Origin of the sequence: Anabaena sp. WA102, assembly GCF_001277295.1 — a bacterium.
Classification (GTDB): Bacteria; Cyanobacteriota; Cyanobacteriia; order Cyanobacteriales; family Nostocaceae; genus Dolichospermum; species Dolichospermum heterosporum.
On record NZ_CP011456.1, the window covers coordinates 4,389,268 to 4,405,179 of the forward strand.

A 15,912-nucleotide genomic window follows, 5' to 3' on the forward strand; every position below is an offset into this window, starting at 1 on the left:
CTGCTTTACAATCCTAAGAATTTGCTAATAACGAGTCGCTGAATATCGGAGGTACCAGAGTAGAATTTGCTACCGATAGCATCTCGCAATTCTCGTTCTAACTCTGTATTCGTTAAATAACCATACGCACCGTGAACCTCGATCGCTTCCATACATAACTGAACCCAAGCTTCACTAATATACAGATTGGCCATGGAGGCTTCTAGAAGAGCCATTTGCCGATTTTGTTTCATCCAAGCAACTTTATACAAATAAGACTTGGCATTCTCCAACCGCAGCTTCATCTCTACTAACCTGTTGGCAACTAATTGGAATTTGCCAATTGCTTGACCAAATTGCTTATGGTTTCTAGCATAACGAATTGACTGCTCCAGCAATCGTTCCATTGTTCCCACAGCACAGGACAGAATAAATCCCCGCTCCCACTCCATGCTATGATTAAATATGGCTAGACCTGCTCCTTCCTCACCTAAGCGATCAGCGACAGATACTTCGCAATTTTCCAAGGTTAGTTCTGTTATTTCAGCGGTACGTACTCCCATAGTAGACATACGTTTGTGGACAACCAGACCAGGCGTATCTTTTTCGATCATAAATGTCGTCAAACCCTCTTTCCCCAAAGCTGGATCTAAGGTAGCAAAAATGATGAAGAGGTCTGCAAAAGTTCCATTGGTTACATAGTGTTTGTGTCCGTTGAGAATGTATTTATCTCCATTCTTTTGGGCTGTTGTCTTGAGGCTATAGATATCAGACCCCGCTTGTGGTTCAGTGGCGGCGTGGGCTGCAATCCAACCTTCTCGACAAAGCAATGGGAGATACTTTTGCTTTTGTGCTTCACTCCCAAAGGCCAACAGGGGCATTTCACCAGCCCAGATATGTGCGTTCATTGCAAACATCAATCCATTGTCTTTGCAAGCATAACCTAGTGCTTGCAAGCCATAAGCCGTAGTAAGTATATCTAGCTCTTGTCCGCCATAACGGGCAGGAATAGTCCATCCGTGAATACCAAAATCGCAGCATTTTTGCCAGACATCACGATTAAATATCCCCTCTTTGTCCTGCTCAATCAGATCGGATACTAATGACTGTTGAGCAAAATGAATCACCTTTTTTTTAAATTCAATTTGCTGATTGTTCCAAGCAAAATCCATGATGCCCTCTACGATTTTAGTTGATTAATTGGTTGTATTGTATATATCCGCATACAAGATTTTTCATCAGAGTATTCTAATTGCGGCTATGTCCTGTGTCTATTTACCAAATTGCACATCTAGTTTTTCCGTTGACACTCTCCGGTCTAAAGACGCGGAGATTCTATAGAGAGTTTCAGTCTATATCCCTCAGTTATCCCAGTTTCAGGCACTGCCTTAAATATTTGGGTTCTTGCCCTGATTTCGTTTGCCCTGGCGGGCGAAATCATATCTGACAAGCGTAACTTTCCGAGAGTCCCTCGGTAGCTTTTTATGTCTTTAGTGACAATGTAGTTATATCACGAATATGGATTAAAATCAATGCAGGATAAATCCTGCCTCTAGCCTTCATCCCTTGTCTAAAGCCCAAATGTGGCTTCCTGAGTCACCCACATTTTCAAGGGTTTTCGGCGTTCTTCCTTATAACGGGCAGGAATAGTCCATCCGTGAATACCAAAATCGCAGCATTTTTGCCAGACATCACGATTAAATATCCCCTCTTTGTCCTGCTCAATCAGATCGGATACTAATGACTGTTGAGCAAAATGAATCACCTTTTTTTTAAATTCAATTTGCTGATTGTTCCAAGCAAAATCCATGATGCCCTCTACGATTTTAGTTGATTAATTGGTTGTATTGTATATATCCGCATACAAGATTTTTCATCAGAGTATTCTAATTGCGGCTATGTCCTGTGTCTATTTACCAAATTGCACATCTAGTTTTTCCGTTGACACTCTCCGGTCTAAAGACGCGGAGATTCTATAGAGAGTTTCAGTCTATATCCCTCAGTTATCCCAGTTTCAGGCACTGCCTTAAATATTTGGGTTCTTGCCCTGATTTCGTTTGCCCTGGCGGGCGAAATCATATCTGACAAGCGTAACTTTCCGAGAGTCCCTCGGTAGCTTTTTATGTCTTTAGTGACAATGTAGTTATATCACGAATATGGATTAAAATCAATGCAGGATAAATCCTGCCTCTAGCCTTCATCCCTTGTCTAAAGCCCAAATGTGGCTTCCTGAGTCACCCACATTTTCAAGGGTTTTCGGCGTTCTTCCTTATAACGGGCAGGAATAGTCCATCCGTGAATACCAAAATCGCAGCATTTTTGCCAGACATCACGATTAAATATCCCCTCTTTGTCCTGCTCAATCAGATCGGATACTAATGACTGTTGAGCAAAATGAATCACCTTTTTTTTAAATTCAATTTGCTGATTGTTCCAAGCAAAATCCATGATGCCCTCTACGATTTTAGTTGATTAATTGGTTGTATTGTATATATCCGCATACAAGATTTTTCATCAGAGTATTCTAATTGCGGCTATGTCCTGTGTCTATTTACCAAATTGCACATCTAGTTTTTCCGTTGACACTCTCCGGTCTAAAGACGCGGAGATTCTATAGAGAGTTTCAGTCTATATCCCTCAGTTATCCCAGTTTCAGGCACTGCCTTAAATATTTGGGTTCTTGCCCTGATTTCGTTTGCCCTGGCGGGCGAAATCATATCTGACAAGCGTAACTTTCCGAGAGTCCCTCGGTAGCTTTTTATGTCTTTAGTGACAATGTAGTTATATCACGAATATGGATTAAAATCAATGCAGGATAAATCCTGCCTCTAGCCTTCATCCCTTGTCTAAAGCCCAAATGTGGCTTCCTGAGTCACCCACATTTTCAAGGGTTTTCGGCGTTCTTCCTTATAAAACACTGATACCCTCTTGCCTTGCTATAACGACAATTTTCAACGCCAACCTACTTATTTGATTTGCTTACCATATTTTACTGAAGTCTAATTTAAAAGGGTTCTTCCGTACCTGTTATGCCAAATATGAGTTTATTTACCCCACAACCCATATAAATAAAGGATTTTATTGTTTTTGATACCAAATTTCTCAAAATAACCAATAAATTAATGTAAAATCCTTATATAACAAGGATCTTGGGATTTAAAAAAAATAATTTAGCATAACAAGTACCGAAGAGCCTTTAAAAGTTTTTTCAAGAAACCATAAGATTTAGATAAAGGGAAAGGTAACGGACTTGTAAAGATCACTCTACAATTGGAGTGGCAAGAGGCAAAACTAGCAATAACAGTTCATGTCCAGATCAAAAGCCAAGATTTGCACCGGGGAATAACGTTTATAAACAGGCTACTTATCTTACAAATACTATTTCCATCCTCAATCTAGTAGGTTTTATATTGTCAGTAACCCAGCCCTAAAGGAACTGAGCTTGCAAGAAATTGCAAGCTGTACTGACCAGACCACCCTAAGCGTAGTCCAAGGGTAGCCGTTATTTGAGTCACGACACCTCGAAATGCGTAGCCAGTTTCCGGCTCTGTCGCTGTAAGTTAAACAGTTCTAAGGTAACAGGAACAGTGCTTTCAGCCTAACAAGCTCTTATAACAGGTCAAGGCTAACATTACCCCAGAAATGGGAGTTGGTTTCCAGATTCCAATCAAAAATCTGGTTTCAATTTTAACATCCACAGCGGTCAAAACCGCTCGTGTCGCTTCCCTCTCAGGTCTAAAGACGCTGAGTTTCCCACTTACCGCGAGGTTTTATGAATAACCAACAAAGAACTAACGGCGTTTCTTCTGGTCTGATAGCAGCTATTTCCGTAGCAGTGGTGGTGGTAAGCGGTGGTATGGCTTGGTTTTCTGCCCATACTCCTAATAATTCTACACCTGATAACTCTTCACAAACCATTAAACAGCCTATCAAGCAATCAACAACTCAACAAGGTAATGAACAGACTGCTAGTATATATTGGCTCAGATCCAAGGAAAATCGCCTGGATTTAGTTCCCCAACCCTTTAAAGTTGCTGCTACCCAACCCAATCAAGTTTTAGAAGCAGCATTTAAAACTTTATTAGCAGGTCCAAGTGAAGGCACAGACTCTACTACTATTCCCCAGGGTACTCAACTATTGGGACTCAAAGCAGAAAATAATGATGTTCATGTGAATTTGTCTGAAAACTTTACCACTGGTGGAGGTAGCACTTCTATGATGGGGCGTGTCGGACAAGTTGTATATACTGCTACTAGTTTAAATCCTCAAGCCAAAGTATATATTGAAGTCAATGGCAAACTTTTAGAGGTTTTAGGGGGTGAAGGTGTGGAATTACAACAACCTCTCACCCGCGAAAGTTTTCAGAAAAATTATCCGCTTTAGTCAGTTGTCAGTTGTCAGTTGTTAGTTGTCATTGGGAAAATTCTTTCTCCCCCCTACTCCCCCCTACTCCCCCTACTCCCCCTACTCCCCCTACTCCCCCTACTCCCCCTACTCCCCCTACTCCCCCTACTTCCCCGACTTCCCCATTTAATACTTAATCAGGGTTAATTCTCATTAAAGGCTGACCATATTCTACTGGTTCACCATTTTGAACTAAAATTTCCATCACCTGTCCAGAGACTTCGGCTTCAATTTCGTTCATTAGCTTCATAGCTTCAATGATACAGACACTTTGACCAGCTTTGACGCGATCGCCTACCTCCACAAACGCTGCTTCTCCTGGGGCTGGGGAACGGTAAAATGTCCCTACCATTGGTGATGGTACTTCAACTAATTTTTGATTAATTGGTGAAGAAGAATGAGGAGGTTGTGCGACTGAATTATCAACAACTTTATTGGTTACAGCCCCCTCAGTGGAACTTGGTAAGGCTGTAGATACCAACTGGGTTACACCAGCACTCACCACACCACTAACTGTTCCTGGAGCATTATTGCTAAAACTGACAGCTTTTCGGACTGTTAGCTCAAATTCATTATTTTTGAGGGTAACTTCCGCAATATCTGTTTGGGCAATAGTTACTAATAGCTGACGGATTTCATTAAAGTCTAATGTCACAATTATTTTACCTCGACCTAACTGTTAAATTAAAATTCTAAGTAAGGCAGGGATTTAATCCCTCTATAAAAAAGGGATTGAAATCATTAGCACCAATTTTAGATTTTGGACTTCGACTTCGCTCAGTCGACTTCGCTCAGTCGAACGATTTTAGATTTTGGATTTTGTGGCAACTTTCCAGGTGATTAGGAACTCAATTGACATGAATTAAACTTATGCCACAACAGGGTTTTACCCCTGACGCTGACTCCTAATTCCTGACTCCTGCTGTATTCCTCACTATTCCAAATTGGTATCAAAAAAATAGGAAAATTATTCCCTGCCTAAATACTTATCTTCTCTGGTATCAATCTTAATCCGTTCCCCTTGGGCAATAAATAAAGGAACCATGATAGTTGCCCCAGTTTCCAGGATTGCGGGTTTAGTACCACCTGTAGCAGTATCACCTTTGACACCGGGATCTGTTTGCACAATTTCCAAAACTACAGAATTAGGAAGTTCTACTTCTAGGACTTGTTCGCCCCAGCGAATCACGTTAACTTCCATACCATCTTTGAGGTACTTGACGCGATCGCCAATTTGCGCTGAAGTTAATCTACCTTCCTCATAGGTTTCCATATCCATAAAGATAAACTCATTGCCCTCTTTATAGGTATGTTGCATCGTCACTTTTTCCAAAGTTGCCTGGGGAACGCTTTCTCCAGCCCGAAAAGTTTTTTCTAACTGTTTCCCACTTTGGACGTTTTTCAGTGTTGTCCGCACGAAGGCAGAACCCTTGCCTGGCTTAACGTGAAGGAAATCTATCACGCGCCAAACCGAACCATCTAATACAATTGAAACACCAGGTCGAAAGTCGTTACTAGAGATCATGAAACTTTCAAATTTTGCAAGACAATCGGCATTTATTGTACCCTTCCAGCGTCATAATTGGTTAGTTGTTATTTGTCAGTTGTTATTTGTCAGGGAAGAGGGAACAGGGAACAGGGAACAGGCAAAATTAATATTTCTTCCCCTACTTCCCCTACTTCCCCTACTTCCCCTACTTCCCCTACTTCCCCTACTTCCCCTACTTCCCCTGCCTCTTCAATCCCCAGTCCCCCAATGTGGGAAGATAATCAATAAGTTACTTCCAGTCAACACTTTGATGCTGAAGAAAGGGAAATTTCATGTTGAACTTATTTAAGTCCTGGGTGAAGAACAGCCTAAAGGTAATATTGCTATTAACAATATTTTTAGGCACAAGTACGGCTGGGTGGACTCCCGCTAGTAACGCCGGCTTACCAGCAGGAAACGCAATTACCGAAGGTAAGGCTTTGTTGCGCTATGCACTGCCAATAGATAATCAACCTGTCCGTAAACTGCAAGCCAGTTTAGAGGATATTTCTAACCAACTGCGGGCAAATAAACGATGGGGTGCAGTTAATAATGACCTCAAGCAGGCATTGCGGATACTCGATAAACCTTCCCAAATATTAGCAAGCGTTCCGGAAGAACGCCAACCTCAAGCCGAAGCTTGGATGACTGAATTGAAATCTGGCATCATAGAACTGCAAGAAGTGGTTAAAACTAAACGAAAAGAACCCATTCTTGACGGTAGAGCTAAATTACTCAATCTTGTCAGCTTGTTAGAAGAATCAATGGTGAAGGAATTCCCCTTTGAAGTCCCGGCTGAGTATAGTAACTTACCTCAACTCAAAGGACGCGCTAGGATTGCTTTCAAAACTAATAAAGGTGATTTGACTGTAGTTGTAGATGGCTATAGCGCTCCCGTGACTGCTGGTAACTTTGTTGATTTGGTACAAAGAGGTTTTTATAACGGTTTAGAGTTCACCCGTTCGGAAGAATCTTACTTTCTCCAAACCGGAGATCCTGTAGGTAAGGAAGTCGGTTTTATTGACCCTCAAACTGGCAAATATCGGGCTGTTCCTTTAGAAATTTTGGTCAAGGGCGAAAAAGAACCAACCTACGGTATTACTCTCGAAGAAGCTGGGCGTTATTTAGATATGCCAGTTTTGCCTTTTTCATCTTTTGGTGCTTTAGTTATGGCACGTCCAGAAAATGAAGCTAATGGTGGTTCTTCTCAAGTTTTCTTTTTCCTTTTTGAACCAGAACTTACTCCCGCAGGACGTAATCTTTTAGATGGTCGTTATGCTGTTTTTGGTTATTTGACTGAAGGTAGAGAGGTTTTAGATAAACTCAAAGCTGGTGATAAAATTGAATCAGCAACTGTTGTTAAAGGAATTGAAAATTTAGTTCAGCCTCAAGCAGCTTAATTAATTATTGAAGAAAAAGATCCCCGACTTCTTTAAGAAGTCGGGGATCTGACTCTTGCAGTGTTCACAAATCAAATAACGTCTTTCAATTAGTTCTTGAGTGTATCCATTATTTTCCTTAATTTAGCTAGAACGTTTTTTTCTAAACCTGTAGACCAACGATATTTATAGCTTTCATGCTTGTATATACTCACCTTTTCTCTGAGGTTTTCTATATGTTCTATCAGTTCTGCCAAATCTTTTTCAGTTTTAACACCCCTAACAATACCAGCAGTCTTTTGATGTCACTCATTTGGTAAACTAAAAAAAATAACTATCTGTAGTATCCCCTAATTTTGACAAAAACTTGCATAACCAACCATTGTACGGGTTATCGCGCTTGATGCAATACAATTAAGAGGGCGCAGGGCCTGCGCCCCTACAGGCTTCTCCTAATCGTTTTAAAATTTGCAACACTTCAGCTAATTCATGTCGGCGGGGAAATAGGGAAAATGTGCGTGATACGTCATATTCAGGATTGTCTGTGATAGCTAGTTTAATAAATATAAATTCATCGCCATTTGTAGCCATACCAAATACTGATTTATCCCGGTGGGGAGTAGTTAACATATAGGCTAATAACTGCGGTATTGCTGCGACAACTGGAATGCTATTTCGTTTAGATTCAACCACAAAAATCCAAAGTTTTTCCTGTACAACTAGGACATCAATAAAACCACGAATTGTTTCTTCTGGTTCTTCAATTTCTAAATTTATGCCATAGGGTGAACGAATTCGGTAAGGTGAATCTAGAAAACCTGCAAGTTCCAAAAGTGGTGAAACGACTAAAAGATTAATTGTCCCTTCTAATAATAGACCATCAATGCGATGATAATCATAACGCTGTTTAATGCGAGTAACACCCGATTGTTCTTGTGTATTAAGTTGGGGTAAGTCTGTCAACCATTCGTTAAAAAAGTTTTCATCTTCTGCTTGGTGTAAGTGACAACGAGTTTGTAAATCACTCAAACTTTTAATGGTATCTGTAATGCCAACAGTAGAAACCATCTCAATAGTCTCCTAGATGATACTTTTATTTTAATCTGTAAAGTAATGCGTAAATTTAATTATGAATAATAATTTATCTTCCCTGCGAGTTCGAGATATTGGAGAACAAGGTCTTTTAGAAAGATTACAACGCTTTTGTCCACCCGATATCATTGGTGATGATGCCGCAGTATTGGAAACCTTACCAAATCAATCTTTAATAGTCACCACAGATATGCTCGTTGACGGTGTGCATTTTAGTGATGTTACCACCTCCCCAGAGGATGCTGGTTGGCGGGCTGCGGCGGCTAATTTATCCGACTTAGCAGCTATGGGGGCGACTCCTATGGGCATAACTGTGGGATTAGGTTTACCTGGAGATGTAACTGTAAATTGGGTAGAGCGACTATATCAGGGCATGACAGAATGCTTATCAAAATATCATGTTCCCATAGTAGGTGGTGATATAGTGCGATCGCCCATTACCACTTTAGCAATTACCGCCTTTGGTCAAGCCAACCCCAATTTCATCATCCGTCGTTCCACAGCCCAAGTAGGAGATGCTATTGTGATCACAGGTATACATGGAGCGTCCCGTGCGGGTTTAGAATTACTCTTAAATCCCGAAATAGGTTACAACCTCAAAACAGCATCCAAGGCAGCCTTAATCACCGCCCACCAGCGCCCCAAGCCACGTTTAGATGTCTTACCCATACTCAAAGAAATTCTCACCTCCCCCTGCCCCCTGCCCCCTGCCCCCTGCCTTTTCCCTATCTCTGGCATGGATAGTAGCGACGGTTTAGTAGACGCAGTATTACAAATTTGCCGAGCCAGTCAAGTCGGTGCAGTTATAGAATCTAGTAAAATCCCCTTACCATCAGCCTTTGAAGAGTGGCTAACACCAGAAAAATCATTAGAATATGTCCTCTACGGTGGCGAAGATTTTGAATTAGTCCTGTGTTTACCACCCGAACCAGCATTAGCATTAGTGCAAAAACTAGGCACAAGTGCAGCCATAATTGGCACAATTACCCCAGGCTCAAACGTGATTTTACACCAAGAAAAAGCAGAAATCCCCGACCAAGTTCTCAGCCTCAGCCAGGGATTTCAACATTTTGCTCAGTAGGGGCGCAGGTCTTGCGCCCATCCCATGTAGGTCTTGCGCCCATCCCATGTAGGGGCGCAGGGCCTGCGCCCATTCCGTTAGTCAGTGGTCTTCAAACAAAGGACAAAGGACAAAGGACAATTAAACCCATTTTTCAGCTACTAATTCCGCCAAATCAAGAACACGTTGGCTATAACCCCACTCATTGTCATACCATGCCATAACCTTCACCATGTCATTGCCCATAACGATAGTCAAGCTGGCATCAACAACAGAAGATTCATCTGTACCTTGATAGTCAGAAGATACAAGTTCCAATTCGGTGTAACCCAAAATGCCTTTGAGAGGACCTTCAGCAGCCTCTTTCAGCGCTTGATTAACTTCTTCGGTAATAGTGCGCTTTTCAGTTTGCACTACAAAATCCACCATAGAAACGTTAGGGGTAGGTACACGCAAAGCCACACCATTTAACTTACCCTTCAACTGAGGAAGTACCAAAGCTACTGCTTTTGCTGCACCTGTAGAAGTGGGAACAATGTTGATAGCTGCTGCTCTAGCCCGACGCAAATCACGGTGGGAAGCGTCTAGTAAACGCTGATCACCTGTGTAGCTGTGGGTAGTGGTCATTATGCCTTTAATGATACCAAATTTTTCATCTAATACCTTGGCAATAGGAGCTAAACAGTTGGTTGTACAACTAGCGTTACTGATGATGTTATGTTTGTTGTGGTCATAATCATGATGATTTACACCGACGACAAAAGTACCATCTTCATTTTTACCAGGGGCTGTAATCAAAACCTTTTTAGCCCCGGCATTTACGTGCCTCATTGCCCCTTCTTTGCTGGTAAAAACACCTGTTGATTCGATAATCAGGTCAATTCCCCATTCTTTCCAGGGCAAGTTATCTGGGTTGCGATCAGATACGCATTTAATTGTATTTCCATTAATTGTGATGGAGTTATCATCAGCACTAATATCTACACCTTTCAACCTGCCTAGCATAGAGTCATATCTAAGCAGGTGAGCATTAGTTCTAGGGTCGGATGTGTCATTAATCCCGACCAGTTCGATATTGCTATTTTCTCTGCCCACCCAGCAGCGTGCAAAGTTACGTCCAATGCGCCCGAAACCGTTAATTGCAACTCTAATCACAGTGTCTTGCCCTCTGTATTTATGCCTATAAGTTGATATCGTTGACCCCAATCATATCGCAAAGAGGGTGGCCATTTATAACCAGAAAGTTTTAGATCAACAAAAAAATACAGAAAGGAGTTCAGAGTTCGGGGTTCGGAGTTCGGAGTTCGGAGTCAGGAGTTAGAAAGAAGAAGAAAATTCTTCCCCTGTTCCCTATTCCCAATGATGATTTTTATAAATTGAACAATAATTTCACTACCAATGTACTATTGTAGTCAATTCCGACAGAGGCTTTTAGTAAGTAATGCAAGTTGCTGTCTTTAAACCCATGCTACTTAGTTCTAAAACAATCATAACAAAATGTATTTAAATTTACACAATTTTCTTTCCCGATGTAGCAGAAATTTTCAGAATAATCTTATGGGCAGATTAAAAACAGCAAGAATTTTCGACCGGGGGGTAATCTGGCTCACAGAGCAAAACGAAAGTCAAAATTTAATCATTCAGCAGGGATGAATATTTTGGATGGCATAGTTAGGATCTGTAACAATCAAAATCCTGTTATGATACGCGTGTCTTATGTGGTTCTGGTGTGGTGTGGTGTAAGAGGTAAATAAAAATGAGTAATTCTATAGATTTTAGTGGCAGACCATTTCATTTCATTGGGATTGGTGGGATTGGAATGTCTGCTTTGGCTTATGTTCTAACTAAACGCCAATTGCCAGTATCCGGTTCAGATTTACGTGCTAACCATATTACGCACAAGTTAGAATCCCTGGGCGCTCACATTTTCAGTAAACAAGAAGCCAATAATTTGGCATTTTTTCTGTCAGAAGTAACGGCTAATACCGTACCATTAACTGCTCCAGAAAAGTTGTCTGCTGTGAAAACCGCTTTACCCCAAGTGATTTGTTCTACAGCTATTAATGCTAATAATTTGGAGTATAAAGCGGCTCTAGAATTAGGTTGCCCCATTTGGCATCGTTCTGATGTTCTCGCGGCTTTGATTGCTGATTACTACAGTATCGCTGTAGCAGGAACTCATGGCAAGACCACTACTAGTAGTATGATTGGCTATATGCTATTGCAAGCTGGGCTTGATCCGACAATTTTGGTCGGTGGTGAAGTTAAGGCTTGGGAAGGTAATGCTAGAATGGGTGCAAGCCGTTATTTAGTAGCAGAGGCAGATGAGTCCGATGGTTCTCTGGTAAAACACGCTCCAGAGATTGGTATTATTACTAATATTGAATTAGATCATCCTGACCACTATGAGACATTGGAAGAGGTGGTTGATACCTTCCAAACCTTTGCTCAAGGTTGCAAAACTTTGGTGGGTAGCATTGATTGTGAGACAGTGCGTGATAGGTTTAAACCAACCATTACCTATAGTCTTTACCCAGATAAAGGTGCTGATTACACCGTTACCAATATAGATTATCGTGCTGATGGCACAACAGCTTTGGTATGGGAAAAGGGTAAAGCCTTGGGTTTGTTAAATTTACAGCTATTGAGTCATCATAACCTCAGCAATTCTCTAGCAGCAGTAGCTGTGGGTAGAGTTTTGGGATTAGAATTTGGAGAAATTGCCCAAGGTATTGCTACATTTGAAGGTGCAAGACGACGGTTTGAGTTCCGAGGTGAGGCGGCTGGGGTGACTTTTATTGATGATTATGCCCATCATCCTAGTGAAATTCGCGCTACTTTAGCCGCTGCTCGTCTTCAAGCTAGACCAGGACAGAGGGTAGTTGCTATCTTCCAACCTCATCGTTACACGCGGACATTAACGTTTTTAGAAGAGTTTGCTGAGTCTTTTTCTCATGCTGATTTAGTTGTGCTGACGGATATTTACAGTGCGGGTGAACCTGATTTAGGACAAGTGAGTGGACAGGATTTAGCTACTGCGATTAGTAAACACAATCCTGAAGTAGTTTATCAACAAACTTTATCTTTGGTTAGTGAGTTTTTACTGCAAACCTTATGTCCGGGGGATTTGGCACTGTTTTTAGGTGCGGGTAACTTAAATCAGGCTATTCCGGAACTGATTACCATCATGAGTGAACCAGCGATCGCCACTTCTTAGACTAAGAACTTCACTCTAGTAGTGTTGTCATCAATTCACTGCCATGAACAAAGATTCACCGATTCAGGAATAAAACCCTGTTGTCTTCTGAGTTTCACAGTTAATTGATGTCCTCACTATCTTGTCTGTTGCTATAAATAACAAATGTCAAAAATTCACTAATTGAATTAAAAATGATAACTTCCCAGGGATTTGGCAAAATCTGCGAATTTTCTAATTTCACTCCACAACTGCAAACAAAAGATGATGTGGATAATAGTAAATTAATTTATCTACCAGGGACGAATTGTCCTTTAAAAACCCATACTTCTTTGTCAGCGTTTACTTCTTATCGAGTTGGTGGAGAGGCTGAGTGCTATGTTTCTCCCTATGATTTAGAGGCGTTACAAGTAAGTATTGAGTACGCAAAAGAAAATAATTTAGCAATCACAGTATTGGGTGCTGGTTCTAATTTGTTGGTGAGCGATCGCGGCATACCCGGTCTAGTCATCGCCACTCGTCATCTCCGGTCTAAAAACTTTGACCCAACTACAGGTCAATTAACTGTATCCGCCGGAGAACCTATCCCGACTCTAGCATGGGACGCAGCCGCTTTAGGATGGGAAGGATTAGAATGGGCTGTGGGTATTCCTGGAACTGTGGGCGGTGCAGTGGTAATGAATGCTGGAGCGCACAATAGCTGTATCGCAGATATGTTGGTTAGCGCTCAAGTTCTTTCTCCAGATGGAACTCTGGCAACTCTCACCCCGGAGGAATTAGGTTACACATACAGGAGTTCACTCCTCCAAGGTCGTAAGCGGATTGTGACTCAAGCCACCTTCCAACTGCAACCAGGATCAGATCCTGTGCAAGTGACAGCTAGAACTAAGGAACATAAAAAACACCGACTCAGCACTCAACCCTACAGCTATCCTAGTTGTGGCAGTGTGTTTAGAAATCCTAAACCTTATTCTGCTGGTTGGTTAATTGAACAAACCGGACTCAAGGGTTATCAATTAGGAGGAGCGCAAGTCGCCCAACTTCATGCTAATTTTATCGTCAATCGGGGAGGAGCTAAAGCCAGCGATATTTTCTCCCTTATTCGTCATGTTCAAAATGAGGTGCAAGAACGCTGGTCAATTTGGCTAGAACCAGAAGTGAAAATGTTGGGTGAGTTTCAGTTAAATATAGGCAAGAGGCAATAGGCAAGAGGCAATAGGCAAGAGTAATTAAATTACCAATTACCAATTACCAATTACCAATCACCCATCACCAATGACTAATCGCATCTATAATTGAATTTGATTTATAAACAACCGTACAGCGGATAACCAGTTATGGCAGAAAAAGGACAGGGATTTGGCTTTGGCTTAGGCAAAATGAAAGAACTAGCCGAAGCATTTAAAAAAGCGCAACAAGTTCAAGAAGGTGCAAAGCGTCTGCAAGAAGAATTGGAGCAAATGGAGATTCTTGGAGAATCTGGTGGTGGACTTGTTAAAGTCGTCGTCAGTGGCAACCAAGAACCCAAACGAGTAGAAATTGCTCCATCTGCTTTAGCAGAAGGTCCAGAAGTGCTTTCTGATTTGGTCGCGGCGGCGATGAAGGATGCCTATAAAAAGTCCACCGAAACCATGCGAGAACGTATGGAAGATCTAACCAGTGGACTGGAATTACCTGGAATGTAAGTAATTGGACAAAAATATTTACAGTCATTGCGAGCGAAGGGAAGCAATCACAACCCTGGCAATTGCTTCATTTCACTTCGTTCCATATGGCTAACGCCACGCTGCGCTAACGCAATGACATTGTGTAATTAATTCTGTCTCACTACTTAGTCACTCAATTTTGGATTGACGATTTTGGATTTTGGATTTTGGATTGACTCCAACCTAAAGTGTAGAAGCTCAAAAATTTTGGATTTGGGATTGACGTTAGCGAAGCGTACGCAGCGCAGCGAGTATTTTCCCGTTCTCAAGGATGGAAACTCGTACCAAATTTTTTTATCTAAAATCTAAAATCTAAAATTCCCGGTCAGTGGTCAGTAGTGTAAAATAACTGGCAACTGACACAAAACTTAAATCAAAATATTATGCCTTATAAGCTACTGTTTGTCTGCCTTGGTAATATTTGCCGATCGCCATCGGCTGAAAATATTATGAATCATCTCATTGACCAAGCCAGGTTAAATAATACAATTCTTTGCGATTCTGCCGGTACTGCTGGTTATCACATTGGTGCAGCACCGGATCGACGCATGAGTGCCGCAGCAGAGAATAAGTTAGGATTTAAACTCATTGGACAAGCTCGGCAATTTCAAATCCGTGACTTTCAAGAGTTTGATTTGATTTTGGCAATGGATCGTAATAATTATGATGATATCCTCGCTGTTGACCCTTCTGGGCAATATCATTCTAAAGTTAGGTTGATGTGTGATTTTTGCTCTACACACACCCTCAAGGAAGTTCCAGACCCCTATTATGGCGGAGTTGAAGGCTTTAATCATGTGATTGATTTACTAATGGATGCTTGTGAAGGGTTGCTAAAACATATCACCCAGAAGTAATCATAAATATTATCATTCTCAGATCCCCGACTTCTCAAAGAAGTCGGGGATCTAATATATTTAAACTATATCTAGTCAACCTCAAAAGCCGCTATGCAAAGTACAGAAACAAATCTACAATTGCGCTTGTGGACTGTGGAAGAATATCACCGCATGAATGAAGCGGGTATTTTTGCACCAGATGAACGGGTGGAACTTTTAGAAGGGAGGATTATTTGGATGATTGCAAAAGGAACAGCGCACCGTTCAGCAGTAGGAAGAATAGATAGATTACTACAAGATTGTTTAAAAAATCGGGCTTTAATATGTGTTCAAGACCCAGTAAAATTGAATGATAGGTCTGAACCAGAACCGGATATTTCCGTTGTGAAAATTCATCCTTTAGACTATGCAGATCATCATCCTACACCATCGGAAGTTTATTTAATTATTGAGGTTGCAGATAGTAGTTTAAAATTAGATTGTGAAACTAAAGCTCAAGCTTATTCTTTGGCAGGAATTAAAGATTATTGGGTTTTGGATGTGGTAAAACGTGAATTACATATTTTCAGAAACCCGACTGAAAACGGTTATGAAAGTCAGGTAATTATTATGGAAAGTGAAACGGTTTCACCTTTAGAGTTTCCTGACTTGCAAATTCGTTTATCTGATATGTTACCCCCTTGTTAAACTGTGGTTATTGGTGAGATTTAAAATTTAGTTGCAAGTGA

General features: G+C 41.2%; 16 protein-coding genes. 8 read left to right on the top strand and 8 right to left on the bottom strand.

All coding sequences use genetic code 11. The annotated features are described in order from the left end of the window. Window positions 1–5: 5 nt before the first annotated feature. From AA650_RS19250 to AA650_RS19260, 3 genes are all read right to left on the bottom strand, one after another. Window positions 6–1,151, bottom strand: coding sequence for an acyl-CoA dehydrogenase family protein (locus AA650_RS19250; RefSeq protein ID WP_053540262.1), 1,146 nt, complete (start codon window positions 1,149–1,151; stop codon window positions 6–8). A 398-nt stretch (window positions 1,152–1,549) separates the two neighbouring features. After that, window positions 1,550–1,789 (bottom strand): acyl-CoA dehydrogenase family protein, encoded by a 240-nt coding sequence (locus tag AA650_RS19255; RefSeq protein WP_053540263.1) that lies wholly within the window; start codon window positions 1,787–1,789, stop codon window positions 1,550–1,552. A 398-nt stretch (window positions 1,790–2,187) separates the two neighbouring features. Beyond that, on the bottom strand, window positions 2,188–2,427 hold the full coding sequence (locus tag AA650_RS19260) for an acyl-CoA dehydrogenase family protein (protein WP_053540263.1): 240 nt from the start codon (window positions 2,425–2,427) through the stop codon (window positions 2,188–2,190). A gap of 1,324 nt (window positions 2,428–3,751) precedes the next feature. On the opposite strand from AA650_RS19260, the gene AA650_RS19265 reads away from it, so the two are divergent. Then, complete coding sequence (locus tag AA650_RS19265; protein WP_053540264.1) at window positions 3,752–4,363, top strand: GerMN domain-containing protein; 612 nt, start codon at window positions 3,752–3,754, stop codon at window positions 4,361–4,363. Between the two features lie 154 nt (window positions 4,364–4,517). Here AA650_RS19265 and accB read toward each other — a convergent pair whose 3' ends face one another. Further along, on the bottom strand, window positions 4,518–5,039 hold the full coding sequence (gene accB, locus AA650_RS19270; RefSeq protein ID WP_039201845.1) for an acetyl-CoA carboxylase biotin carboxyl carrier protein: 522 nt from the start codon (window positions 5,037–5,039) through the stop codon (window positions 4,518–4,520). A 312-nt stretch (window positions 5,040–5,351) separates the two neighbouring features. Further along, window positions 5,352–5,909: an elongation factor P gene (efp, locus tag AA650_RS19275; RefSeq protein WP_053540265.1), complete on the bottom strand. Its 558-nt coding sequence runs from the start codon at window positions 5,907–5,909 to the stop codon at window positions 5,352–5,354. 296 nt (window positions 5,910–6,205) lie between these two features. On the opposite strand from efp, the gene AA650_RS19285 reads away from it, so the two are divergent. Then, on the top strand, window positions 6,206–7,312 hold the full coding sequence (locus tag AA650_RS19285; protein ID WP_053540267.1) for a peptidylprolyl isomerase: 1,107 nt from the start codon (window positions 6,206–6,208) through the stop codon (window positions 7,310–7,312). Window positions 7,313–7,401: 89 nt separating this feature from the next. On the opposite strand, the gene AA650_RS28205 is transcribed toward AA650_RS19285, so the two are convergent. Together AA650_RS28205 and AA650_RS19290 are read right to left on the bottom strand one after the other, a co-directional pair. After that, the gene (locus AA650_RS28205) at window positions 7,402–7,548 is read right to left on the bottom strand and encodes a hypothetical protein (RefSeq protein ID WP_199924301.1); all 147 of its coding nucleotides are present in this window, start codon (window positions 7,546–7,548) and stop codon (window positions 7,402–7,404) included. Between the two features lie 157 nt (window positions 7,549–7,705). After that, on the bottom strand, window positions 7,706–8,359 hold the full coding sequence (locus tag AA650_RS19290; protein ID WP_053540268.1) for a type I restriction endonuclease subunit R: 654 nt from the start codon (window positions 8,357–8,359) through the stop codon (window positions 7,706–7,708). 61 nt (window positions 8,360–8,420) lie between these two features. Between AA650_RS19290 and thiL the strand changes: the two genes are divergently transcribed. After that, on the top strand, window positions 8,421–9,464 hold the full coding sequence (gene thiL / locus AA650_RS19295; RefSeq protein ID WP_053540269.1) for a thiamine-phosphate kinase: 1,044 nt from the start codon (window positions 8,421–8,423) through the stop codon (window positions 9,462–9,464). 120 nt (window positions 9,465–9,584) lie between these two features. Here the strand turns inward: thiL and AA650_RS19300 are convergent, their stop codons facing one another. After that, window positions 9,585–10,598 carry a type I glyceraldehyde-3-phosphate dehydrogenase gene (locus AA650_RS19300; protein WP_053540270.1) on the bottom strand — a complete coding sequence of 338 codons (1,014 nt, stop codon included), beginning with the start codon at window positions 10,596–10,598 and terminating at the stop codon, window positions 9,585–9,587. Window positions 10,599–11,199: 601 nt separating this feature from the next. Here AA650_RS19300 and murC point away from each other — a divergent pair. The 5 genes from murC to AA650_RS19325 all read left to right on the top strand — a co-directional run bounded on the left by murC (window position 11,200) and on the right by AA650_RS19325 (window position 15,871). Further along, the gene (gene murC / locus AA650_RS19305) at window positions 11,200–12,660 is read left to right on the top strand and encodes a UDP-N-acetylmuramate--L-alanine ligase (RefSeq protein WP_053540271.1); all 1,461 of its coding nucleotides are present in this window, start codon (window positions 11,200–11,202) and stop codon (window positions 12,658–12,660) included. 173 nt (window positions 12,661–12,833) lie between these two features. Further along, the gene (murB, locus tag AA650_RS19310) at window positions 12,834–13,844 is read left to right on the top strand and encodes a UDP-N-acetylmuramate dehydrogenase (RefSeq protein WP_053540272.1); all 1,011 of its coding nucleotides are present in this window, start codon (window positions 12,834–12,836) and stop codon (window positions 13,842–13,844) included. Window positions 13,845–13,976: 132 nt separating this feature from the next. Continuing rightward, entirely contained in the window at window positions 13,977–14,324 is a 348-nt protein-coding gene (locus tag AA650_RS19315; protein ID WP_027404347.1) for a YbaB/EbfC family nucleoid-associated protein, read from the top strand. A gap of 404 nt (window positions 14,325–14,728) precedes the next feature. Further along, complete coding sequence (locus tag AA650_RS19320; protein ID WP_081424273.1) at window positions 14,729–15,202, top strand: low molecular weight protein-tyrosine-phosphatase; 474 nt, start codon at window positions 14,729–14,731, stop codon at window positions 15,200–15,202. Between the two features lie 93 nt (window positions 15,203–15,295). Further along, window positions 15,296–15,871, top strand: a complete 576-nt coding sequence (locus AA650_RS19325) for a Uma2 family endonuclease (RefSeq protein WP_053540274.1) — start codon at window positions 15,296–15,298, stop codon at window positions 15,869–15,871. Window positions 15,872–15,912: the final 41 nt, after the last annotated feature.